The sequence below is a fragment of the [Clostridium] symbiosum ATCC 14940 genome, assembly GCF_000466485.1.
GTDB classification, from domain to species: domain Bacteria; phylum Bacillota; class Clostridia; order Lachnospirales; family Lachnospiraceae; genus Otoolea; species Otoolea symbiosa.
In genome coordinates, this window is sequence record NZ_KE992908.1 from 1 (window position 1) to 9,965 (window position 9,965).

General features: G+C 47.7%; 11 protein-coding genes. 1 reads left to right on the forward strand and 10 read right to left on the reverse strand.

The features are described from left to right. Positions 1 to 309: 309 nt before the first annotated feature. Both CLOSYM_RS10360 and CLOSYM_RS10365 read right to left on the reverse strand, forming a co-directional pair. Positions 310 to 900 carry a 4Fe-4S binding protein gene (locus CLOSYM_RS10360; protein WP_021642096.1) on the reverse strand — a complete coding sequence of 197 codons (591 nt, stop codon included), beginning with the start codon at positions 898 to 900 and terminating at the stop codon, positions 310 to 312. Continuing rightward, positions 897 to 1,109, reverse strand: coding sequence for an ATP-binding protein (locus tag CLOSYM_RS10365; RefSeq protein WP_003501444.1), 213 nt, complete (start codon positions 1,107 to 1,109; stop codon positions 897 to 899). The genes CLOSYM_RS10360 and CLOSYM_RS10365 overlap by 4 nt, the downstream gene beginning before the upstream one ends. A gap of 246 nt (positions 1,110 to 1,355) precedes the next feature. Between CLOSYM_RS10365 and CLOSYM_RS10370 the strand changes: the two genes are divergently transcribed. Beyond that, positions 1,356 to 2,225, forward strand: coding sequence for a helix-turn-helix domain-containing protein (locus tag CLOSYM_RS10370; protein WP_021642097.1), 870 nt, complete (start codon positions 1,356 to 1,358; stop codon positions 2,223 to 2,225). A gap of 110 nt (positions 2,226 to 2,335) precedes the next feature. Here the strand turns inward: CLOSYM_RS10370 and CLOSYM_RS10375 are convergent, their stop codons facing one another. From CLOSYM_RS10375 to scfA, 8 genes are all read right to left on the reverse strand, one after another. Further along, positions 2,336 to 2,761 carry a DUF2871 domain-containing protein gene (locus CLOSYM_RS10375; protein WP_003501440.1) on the reverse strand — a complete coding sequence of 142 codons (426 nt, stop codon included), beginning with the start codon at positions 2,759 to 2,761 and terminating at the stop codon, positions 2,336 to 2,338. Between the two features lie 15 nt (positions 2,762 to 2,776). After that, complete coding sequence (locus CLOSYM_RS10380; protein ID WP_021642098.1) at positions 2,777 to 3,454, reverse strand: hypothetical protein; 678 nt, start codon at positions 3,452 to 3,454, stop codon at positions 2,777 to 2,779. Positions 3,455 to 3,473: 19 nt separating this feature from the next. Then, a complete protein-coding gene (locus CLOSYM_RS10385; protein ID WP_044902348.1) occupies positions 3,474 to 4,073 on the reverse strand; it encodes a TetR/AcrR family transcriptional regulator in 600 nt (199 codons plus the stop codon). A 344-nt stretch (positions 4,074 to 4,417) separates the two neighbouring features. Further along, a complete protein-coding gene (gene yajC / locus CLOSYM_RS10390) occupies positions 4,418 to 4,690 on the reverse strand; it encodes a preprotein translocase subunit YajC (RefSeq protein WP_003501429.1) in 273 nt (90 codons plus the stop codon). Between the two features lie 89 nt (positions 4,691 to 4,779). Continuing rightward, positions 4,780 to 5,922, reverse strand: a complete 1,143-nt coding sequence (gene tgt, locus CLOSYM_RS10395) for a tRNA guanosine(34) transglycosylase Tgt (RefSeq protein ID WP_021642099.1) — start codon at positions 5,920 to 5,922, stop codon at positions 4,780 to 4,782. A 3-nt stretch (positions 5,923 to 5,925) separates the two neighbouring features. Next, positions 5,926 to 8,082: a protein translocase subunit SecDF gene (locus tag CLOSYM_RS10400; protein ID WP_021642100.1), complete on the reverse strand. Its 2,157-nt coding sequence runs from the start codon at positions 8,080 to 8,082 to the stop codon at positions 5,926 to 5,928. A 63-nt stretch (positions 8,083 to 8,145) separates the two neighbouring features. After that, entirely contained in the window at positions 8,146 to 9,543 is a 1,398-nt protein-coding gene (gene scfB, locus CLOSYM_RS10405) for a thioether cross-link-forming SCIFF peptide maturase (RefSeq protein WP_021642101.1), read from the reverse strand. Positions 9,544 to 9,696: 153 nt separating this feature from the next. After that, entirely contained in the window at positions 9,697 to 9,843 is a 147-nt protein-coding gene (gene scfA / locus CLOSYM_RS10410) for a six-cysteine ranthipeptide SCIFF (RefSeq protein ID WP_003501422.1), read from the reverse strand. Positions 9,844 to 9,965 lie beyond the last annotated feature (122 nt).

Consider the following 9,965-nt stretch of genomic DNA (forward strand, 5'->3'; position numbering starts at 1 on the left):
CTCAGTTTTTTCATACATCACTTGACACTATCTTCGATAACCATTTTATTTGTTAAATAATCCGATTACATTTAATCATAGCTTATTCAATTGCATTTTTCAACAGTATGCCGGGATTTCACCGTTTTCCGGCGTATAGCAATTTGGAATTTATTCTATAACCTCAGGTTATCTGGTTTCTCACATGAAAGGATAAGACGGACACTTTATCCTGCCGGACTGCTTTAAACTGCCCCGTTTAACAGAACTCCTTCCCGGCGCAGTTTTATTGATTGCGGTGACCTGTGCGCAGAGCATGCAGGTCATCATTTAACTGTCCTGCGTCTCCCCTCTGCTCCCCAGCTTGCAAATCCCCTGGGTCATCGTTCCCATCGGACAGAAAGTACACCAGCTTCTCGGTTTATAGAGAACCATCATAATCAGGCCAAGTAAGAGTGATGTCAGCATCAGGCTGTAGAACCCGAAGCTGTACTGGGCCACCCAGTCCGGCACCATTCCTGCGGTGTAAGTCCAGCCCCATGGAACTTTAAAGGTCCAGAACAGTTTGAGCGCCTCCCTGAGTCCCGAAGCCCCCGCCGCCACAAGCCAGGTCTGAAACACCATATTTCCGAACATAGCCATGAAAAAGGCCAGAAAACCGTAACGGAACCAGGGCGATACGAGAAACCGGGGCGTCGGCCTGTTCCTGGAACATTTATATTTTCCCCCCAGCAGCGCAAACAATTGGCCGCGGCCGCAGAGATTGTTGCAAAACCACTTATTTCTCCCGAAAACAGCGATAAAAACAGGCACAAGAAAATCGATCATTCCAAGCCATGCAAATAAAATATTAAAGAAGCCCAGTGTAAAATAAATGATGGACCATATCCAGAGATAGTCATACCAGTGTTTCTTTTTCATAGCTGTGCCTCCCTGATAAGAATCGAGAGCGCACCGGCCGGGCACAGCTTTTCACACAGACCGCAGCCGACGCACTTCTCCAAATCCGCAGCCGCATAGCAGCCTCCTGATACCGCGATCGCCTCCCTGGGGCAGACCTTACAGCATGCTCCGCACGCGACGCATCGTTTTAGGTTCACCGATACACTTCGTTTTGTTTTAACAGACATTTCTCTAACTCCTTTTTGCTTGATGTACAACAGTATACAGGATCCTTGAAGATGATTCTGTAACCGGGTCACATTTTAAGAGATTCCCTGTTGCTAATCTAATCTTCTTTCGGTACAATGGAAAAACAGGGCATGCAACTTAAAGTAGCAGAAAAAATCCTGTATGATACATCAGGTTGGTGGCAGTGGCGCCGCTGCAACTGTAGAATAAATTTATAAAAATATTCTGCAGAAGGAGAAAATAACATGAGTTTTTCAGAGAATTTACAATACTTAAGAAAAAAACAAAATTTGACACAGGAGCAGTTTGCCGAACAGATGGAGGTATCGAGACAGGCCGTCTCCAAATGGGAATCAGGCCAGTCTTACCCGGAGATGGAAAAACTGCTTCAGATATGCGAGCAGTTCGGATGTTCCATGGACAGCCTCATCAAAGGCGATGTGACAGAAGCGGCAAAAGAAGATTCGACAGGCTATAACCGCCATATGAACCGCTATTCCATCATGGTTTCCTCTGCCGTTGCCCTGATCATTTTTTCGGTCGCAATCATCGCCTCGCTGGACGGAATCGTAAGCGAAGCCGTTACAAGCATTATCCTGTTCGTATTGATCGGAATTGCCGTATATATCCTGATAATAGCCGGCATCAGCCATCAGTACTACCGCAGGCGTTATCCCGATATCGATAATTTCTACACGGAAGAACAGCATGCCAATTTCAACCGTATTTTTGCAATTGCCATAGCTTCCGGGGTCAGTCTCATTGTTTTTTCTCTCTGCCTGAACATCTGGCTTGAGTACACCGTTATCCCTTATTCTGAGCAGATAAGCGGAGGCGTTTTTCTTCTCTGTACCGCCGTGGCCGTCGGTATTTTCACTTTCTTTGGCATGCAGAAGGACAAATACGACATCGGCAAATATAACCAGGAAAACCGTCCGGAGGCTCCCGGCAAAAAGCACCTGGCGAGCAAGCTGTGCGGCGTCATCATGCTCCTGGCGACAGCTCTCTTCCTGTTCCTCGGCCTTTCATTTGATATGTTCCGGTCCGCAGCCGTCATTTATCCGGTCGCAGGAATCTTCTGCGGTATCGTCTGCCTGCTGCTGAGCGATAAATAGCTGTGCCGTCTGGAGCGCGGCATTAAGAAACGGCCTGTAAATACAGCTCGGACTGATGCGGTAAACCGCTGTCCCGTCTGCATTTACAGGCCGTTTCCTCTTCTTTCGCGTTACTTTTTTTCTAAGACCGTCTTTTTTCTGATCTTCAGCAACAACAGAATCATGCTGATTCCCAGCATAATATGGCCCACACCGGAAAGGCCCGATATGGAAGCATCCATCCCCCTGCTGAGTTCGGTACCCCATACCTGTGTCAGACCCCTTAAAAGAAAACCGAGGGCGGTGACATTCAAACCTATGTGATAGACTGTCAGAATTATTCCAATCTTCTCCCCGCCGGAAAACCGGAAATTCTTTTCAAGCAGCATCAGTATGAGAAAGAAAAACATTCCCAACAGAAAATAATGTGTATGCATGACAGATAAATTAGTTTTTCCGGTAAAACCGTTAAATTTTGTAAACTCCCTGTAAAACACACCGAATACCATGGCAGCCGCTGCATAGAATATGGCTGCATCCGCATAACGTTTTTCCATTTTATCTCCTCCGTTCTATGTATGCCTGATTATTGTTTCTTCTTTGTAAAGCCGTCTCGCCATCCAAATCATCCAGACGTAAGCCAGTGTCTTTGGAATCATCAGCATGCCCACGGCCGGTACTGCGCCGCTGAACAATACGACGGGCAGGTAGAAACCAAAGGAAAGTCCCGCCGCCAAAGGCATAAACCAGAACACCGGATCCGCTTTTTTCCCGGCCTCTGCGGCAAAGATTACGATAATGATAATTCCCATTATCGCAAATGGGATATTTCGCAGTATCCCATAAGACAGAGGCTGGTGATAGGACAGCCACTCGTTCTGAGGCAGAAGACAAAATCCAATCCTCAGGCATGCTAAAAACCACATTACACCGGTAAGTGTCTTACGTTCCCGAATCTGGTAACGCTCACGCCAGATATAATATAAAATCAGATAAAAAACCGTCATCGTGACAGACGTAATAAATTTCCCAATCCCCAATGCGGCTGCATTTGCTTCCATCCCTGTTGTCCAAAGTGCGTAGGAACGCGGTACCAGATGAAAGGAATCCCCTGCCCCCAGCAGCGCCGTCATCCATCCTGCCATTTTTACGATCCGGCTCTTTCCTTTTGTCAGCATAGTCAGTCCTGTTATCAGGGCAAAACCAAGATATAAAATGTCAAAAACTGTTTCAGCAATCGCCTGTGCCATAGCCGTACTCCTCTCTGTCTCAATAAACGGTCCGTTTGACTATTTCCAGAAAAAACCGGAAATCATATGGATGCTCCCTGAGCAGCAGCATCATATTCGCCATAATAAAACGGGCATAATCTCTCTTTGTAAATGTTTCGTCCCAGATATCACTGCGTATGCCCGGATCCTGCTCCATCCGATACACCATTGCGGCTTCCAGAACCTCCTGCATGGATTCCATTCTCTCCTGCCCTGTCTCCCTGACATTCCCGAGGCTGTGCATCAGCATTCCGGCGGAGCTGTCGATACGCTCCCGTAAAAAAGTAAAAATTTCCTCCAGCTGCCCGCAGAATGAGGGGGCCGTGACTGCCGCCCTCATATCGGCCAAGGTCTTTCTCCAGTATTCTTCCGTGAGAGCCAGGAGGATTTCGTCTTTACATGAAAAATAATTATATACCGTGCCCGTCGCAATCCCGGCTTTCCCGGCCAGAGAGCGTATATTGACTGCCTCAGGCCCCTCTTTCTCCGCCAGTTCCCGGGCATAGTCAATCAGTGCCCCCCTCAGGCTGTCGTCTTTTTTCCGCACCGTATCATCCCCTTTTTCATTTAAATGAACATGTTCATATATACTATACATTTTTTTATCTTTCTTGTCAACCCTTTTATGAACACGTTCATAAAAGATGACCTGCACGGTTACTATTCACGGCCCATATTCCGCGAGGTGTTTTCGTGCGTATTTTGCACGAAAATCCCGAGTTACACGGCGCGAAACGGCGTTTTTTGCCGTTTCTGTGCATCGCGGAGCGTGTTACTGTTCGCGGAGCTGCGCTTTTCAGCAGGGCCGTGAATAGTAACCCTGCACGCTCCGCGCACAGGTCACCGCCTTCAATATAGAGAAAAAGCCGCCCGGATTCATTAATCCAGACAGCTTTTTTATTATCGGCAATGATTCATTTCATTGCCCGTCACTCATATTAATTACAGTTCCGGTTTCTCAACCTGAACAATTGCATCCTTGCGCATAGGAATACGGCAGTTCTTGTTGCTGCCGAATTCTACGATAACCGTATCATCTGTCATGTCGATGATTACGCCGTAAAATCCACTGGATGTTAAAACGCTGTCGCCTACTGCGACACCTGCCATCAGCTCCTGCATTTTTTTCTTTTCCTTCTGCTGTGGTCTGATCGCAATAAAGTACATAAGTCCTATGATAAAGACAAAATATAGTACCCAGCCCGCTGTGCCCATGTTCTTTCCTCCTTTGACCGATCCGCCGCCTCGCCGCGTAATCTTGATTTTTAGTTTGTCCCGGATGGAACGCAGTTTGGACCATGTCCTTATTTTGCTTCCTCTCCGGCCATCATGCCGGCAAGCTTTGCAGTCTTATATTCGGCATAACGGTGATGTTCGATTGCGTCGCGAATCTCTTCCATCATTTTATTATAAAAATATAAATTATGCAATACACATAATCGCATCCCGAGCATTTCTTTTGCCTTAAACAGATGTCTTATATAGGCCCTGCTGTAGGAACGGCATGCCGGGCAGCCGCAGCCCTCTTCAATCGGCTTTTTATCCAGTTCATATTTTGCATTCAGCAGATTCATCTTGCCATGGTTTGTATAGACATGGCTGTGCCGGCCGTTTCTGGTCGGATACACGCAGTCAAAGAAATCAACGCCGCGGTCCACCGCCTCTAAAATATTGGCAGGCGTTCCGACCCCCATCAGGTACGTAGGCTTATCCTCCGGAAGATGGGGAACCACCGCATCGAGGATACGGTACATCTCCTCATGGGTTTCACCCACGGCCAGGCCGCCCACAGCATAGCCGTCCAGCTCCATCTTGCTGATTGTCTTTGCATGCCCGATGCGGATATCCTCGTAAATTGCTCCCTGATTGATTCCAAAGAGGAGCTGCTCACGGTTCACCGTATCCGGCTGAGCATTCAGGCGTTTCATCTCTTCCCGGCAGCGTTCAAGCCATCTTGTGGTTCTGTCTACCGAGGCCTGGACGTATTCCCTTGAAGCCACGCTGGACGGACATTCATCAAATGCCATTGCGATTGTGGAGCCCAGATTGGACTGGATCTGCATGCTCTCCTCCGGACCCATGAATATCTTCCTGCCGTCGATATGAGAGTTAAAATAAACGCCCTCTTCCTTTATCTTTCGAAGTCCCGACAGGGAAAATACCTGAAAACCGCCGGAATCCGTCAGAATCGGCCTGTCCCAGTTCATGAATTTATGAAGTCCGCCAAACTGCTTAATCAGCTTGTCACCGGTTCTCACGTGCAGATGGTAGGTGTTGGACAACTCTACCTGTGTTCCGATTTCCTTCAGATCGTCGGTAGATACGGCTCCCTTTATCGCCCCCACAGTTCCCACATTCATGAAAACAGGTGTCTGGACAGTTCCATGGACGGTTTTCATCTCTGCCCGTTTCGCGCGTCCGTCTTTGTAAAGAATCTTATACTCCATATATTATTTCTCTTTCTTTGTCTTTGCCGCCCGCTCTCCGGCCGCCTTCTGTTCTTTTTTCTGATTGAAAAGGTACCACATGGAGCCGGTCAGGCATACGGAAGAATAAGTACCGCAGACAATACCCACCATCAGAGGAAGTGCAAACTCGCGGATGGAAGATACTCCCATCAGGAAGAGAACAAATACCATGATAAATGTTGTCAGGGAGGTATTGATACTTCTCGTCAGCGTCTGGCTGATACTTAAATTCACAACATCCTCCACCGTCTGTGTATGCTTTTTCAGCTTCATATTCTCACGGATACGGTCAAATATAACAATGGTGGCATTGATGGAATAACCGACAATCGTCAGCATACATGCGATAAACGTGGAACCCACGGACCATTTAAAGACGGCGTAGAACGTCACGACAACGAGTACGTCATGCACCAGCGCCAGAACCGCACTTGCCGCAAACGTAATATTGCTGAACCGGAACCAGATATAAAGCAGCATACAGATTGTAGCAATCACTACGGCAATCACCGCATCCTGTTTCATCTCCTTGCTGATTGCACCGGAGATACTGTCCGCCGTGATCTTTTCCTGATCAACGCCAAAGGTATCAACCAGAGCCTGATCCAGCTCTTCTCTCTCGTCCACGCTCAGAGTCCTGGTCTTAATGATTACCTCATTGGTTCCGGCTACCTTCTGTGTCTGAGTTCCCGCTTCCCCTGTTATCTTCTCCACAACAGGCACTACCTCCGAAGATATCCGGTCAAGTGACATATCCTCATTAAACGTTACGTTTGTCGATGTACCGCCTCTGAACTCCATACTATAGTTCAAAATTGAGCCGCCGGAAGCGCTGTTAATTCCCATCGCCGCAAATCCGGCAAGAATCAAAACACCCGAAACCGCGAAGCACAGCTTTCTGTATCTCAGGAACGGCCTTACCTTTGTATCCTTCTTAACGCCATAGTATTTGGCATCCTGCAAACCTGCCTCAAACAGACAGTAGAGAGCAAATTTCGTTACGAACAGAGCCGTAAACATGGAAAGGATGATACCAATCGCCAGTGTGGACGCAAAACCTTTTACCGTACCGGAGCCTCTCCAGAAAAGAACGGCTGCCGCAATCAGCGTTGTAACGTTTCCGTCGATGATGGCAGACAGAGCCTTTGCAAAACCTGTCTTAATCGCAGATTTCACTGTCTTGCCCATTCCGATTTCTTCTTTGATACGGGTAAAGATAATAACGTTGGCATCCACGGCCATACCGATGGATAAGATAATACCTGCAACGCCCGGCAGAGTTAATGTTACCTCAAAGGCTGCCAGCAGCACAAGAATCAGTCCCACATAAAGGCAGAGTGCGATAGATGCTGCAAGGCCCGGAATCAGGTATGCAAAAATCATAAATACAACAACGATGCCGAAACCGATGGCGCCTGCCTTCAGGCTGGTGGAAATCGCTTCCTGGCCAAGCTTTGCGCCTACGACGTTAGAACGCAGCTCTTCCAGTTCCAATGAAAGGGAGCCGATTCGGATTGTGGCAGCCAGGTTCTCCGCCTCTTCAAAACTGCCCATGCCGTCGATACGGCACTGTCCGCCTGTAATCGGTTCTTTTACATTCGGAGCCGAAATTGGCTGGCCGTCATATACAATATAAATGGGCTTGCCGACCCCTTTGGTAGTCGCATCGGCAAACGCTTTTGTACCTTCTTCATTAAAGGTCAAGGCAACCACATATTCCTTCACTCCGCTGCTGTCGTCCATGCCGGCCTTGGCGCTGCTCACCTGTTTACCGTCCAGGACCTGATTGAACTCAGAATCAAGGAATACAAGGGAGCCGGGTTTGCCCAGTTCCTGCAAGATCGCGTTCGCATCGGAAACGCCTGGAATATCTACATTGATACGGTTGCTGCCTTCCTGGTAAACTTCCGCCTCGGTGCTGTAATTCTGCACCCTCTGCTGCAGCTTATAAATCGTATCCGCCATGTCCTCAGAAGACGGATTTGCCTCTTTTGCCTGGTAGGTAATGCTGACTCCGCCGGCCAGATCCAGGCCCAGCTTGATTGCTCCCATTGTCGAATATCCGAAATAACCGAAAATACCGACAGCAACAAGCAGGAGCAGCAGCCCTATGAGGCTCTTTCCTTTTTTGTTCTTCATCGCTTTTCTCCTTTTGCTTTTATCTATGCTTACATCTGTGCTTACTTTTCAGTGTTATTGTTATTATTCTTCCTCAGCCAGAGCAGCTTTAATCATAATTGCACACTCGATCCGCTTTTTCTGCATTTCACATCCGATATCATAAGCATCTGTAATAGAGCCATGGAAATTAAAAGAATTGGCCGCACAGCCGCCGCTGCAGTAAAATCTCGCAAAACAATCCCTGCATTTATCCTTTGCGTAGACATTACAGAGCTTGAATTCATTACAAATCTCCGTCTTTGTCACACCCTCGTCCACATTGCCGAGAAGAAATTCTTCATTTCCCACAAACTGATGACAGGGGTAGAGATCTCCCCATGGCGTTACAGCCAGGTATTCGGTTCCTGAACCGCAGCCGGATAACCGCTTCGCAACGCACGGCCCCTGGTTCAAGTCCAGCATAAAATGGAAAAAGGTAAAGCCCCTTCCCTCTTTGTGGCGCTTTATATATTCCTCAGCCAGCCTGTCGTACTCCTCCATGATCTGCGGAAGGTCTTCTTCCCGGATGGCATAGGGTTCCTCCGGAGAGGCCACCACAGGCTCCACCGACATCTTTTCAAATCCAAGATCGGCAAAATGGAGCACATCGTCTGCAAAGTCCAGGTTATTTCTCGTAAAGGTCCCCCGGATAAAGTAATCCCTGTCACCGCGTTCTTTGGCAAATTTCTGGAACTTCGGCACTATCAGGTCATAGCTTCCCCTGCCGTTCCGGAACGGACGCATCCGGTCATTGACGTCCTGTCTGCCGTCAAGGCTTAAAACTACGTTGCTCATCTCCCTGTTGCTAAATTCCATAATCTCGTCGTTTAAAAGTACGCCGTTGGTTGTCAGCGTAAAACGGAACTTCTTATTATGAAGCTCTTCCTGGGAACGTCCGTATTCCACAAGCTGCTTTACCACTTCCCAGTTCATAAGCGGCTCTCCGCCGAAAAAATCCACTTCCAGATTTCTTCGGGCGCCCGAATTTGCGATCAGAAAATCCAGCGCTTTTTTACCGACCTCATAGCTCATCAGCGCCCTGCGTCCGTGGTACTCCCCCTCTTCCGCAAAACAATAACGGCAGGCCAGATTACAGTCATGGGCAATGTGCAGACAGAGCGCTTTTACAACAGTCTGCCTCTTTTTAAAATCCATCACGTAGTCTTTGTAAATATCGGCGGTAAAAAGCTCCTCCCTGTCAATTAATTCCTGTATGTCGGAAAAAGCTTCCTGAATCTCATCCGCACTGTATTTCTCCTTCAGGAGCTCCGCCACTTCCTCCTCGGTCTTTCGCGGTACGGGTGCAGGCTCTTTCATATCGGCAAGCCTGCCCGAGAGAAGCTTAATTGCATCATAAAGGAGCGGATCCACCGAATGGACAGAACCGCTGTTAACGTCTAAAACGATATAAAAACCGTTATTTATATATTGATGAATCACAAGATTTTCTCCTTATCCAGACACATGTAGGCAGACAACACCGATCCCTCAAGTCATGTAAGTGACCGCAGGGGCCCGTCTTGCCTGCCTTCCTTGTCAAATCTCTTATGTTGGCTGACGATGAAAAGCATGCTTCCCAACGTTTTCATAAAATTATCGGTTCTGATTCTCGCAGCTCTGGTTTCCTACTGTACAAGATGTCTTACATGCAGACTGGCAGGATGTCTGGCACTCGCCGCAGCCGCCCTTCTTCATGCTGTTTTTTAATGTGTTTGTGTTTAATGTTTTAACGTGTTTCATCGTTCTATATCCTCCTCATTAAAATTACGATATAAATTCTTACAGATTATATCACATGTTACTCACATGTGCAAGCTAAAAGCCTTGTTATGGAGATTTAGTTAAGCAGGTGAGGACGCCGC

Bases quoted from the DNA above. Each gene is read 5' to 3' on its own strand.
- CLOSYM_RS10360 (WP_021642096.1), bottom strand. From the start codon at position 900: ATGAAAAAGAAACACTGGTATGACTATCTCTGGATATGGTCCATCATT.
- CLOSYM_RS10365 (WP_003501444.1), bottom strand. From the start codon at position 1,109: ATGTCTGTTAAAACAAAACGAAGTGTATCGGTGAACCTAAAACGATGC.
- CLOSYM_RS10370 (WP_021642097.1), top strand. From the start codon at position 1,356: ATGAGTTTTTCAGAGAATTTACAATACTTAAGAAAAAAACAAAATTTG.
- CLOSYM_RS10375 (WP_003501440.1), bottom strand. From the start codon at position 2,761: ATGGAAAAACGTTATGCGGATGCAGCCATATTCTATGCAGCGGCTGCC.
- CLOSYM_RS10380 (WP_021642098.1), bottom strand. From the start codon at position 3,454: ATGGCACAGGCGATTGCTGAAACAGTTTTTGACATTTTATATCTTGGT.
- CLOSYM_RS10385 (WP_044902348.1), bottom strand. From the start codon at position 4,073: ATGTATAGTATATATGAACATGTTCATTTAAATGAAAAAGGGGATGAT.
- yajC (WP_003501429.1), bottom strand. From the start codon at position 4,690: ATGGGCACAGCGGGCTGGGTACTATATTTTGTCTTTATCATAGGACTT.
- tgt (WP_021642099.1), bottom strand. From the start codon at position 5,922: ATGGAGTATAAGATTCTTTACAAAGACGGACGCGCGAAACGGGCAGAG.
- CLOSYM_RS10400 (WP_021642100.1), bottom strand. From the start codon at position 8,082: ATGAAGAACAAAAAAGGAAAGAGCCTCATAGGGCTGCTGCTCCTGCTT.
- scfA (WP_003501422.1), bottom strand. From the start codon at position 9,843: ATGAAACACGTTAAAACATTAAACACAAACACATTAAAAAACAGCATG.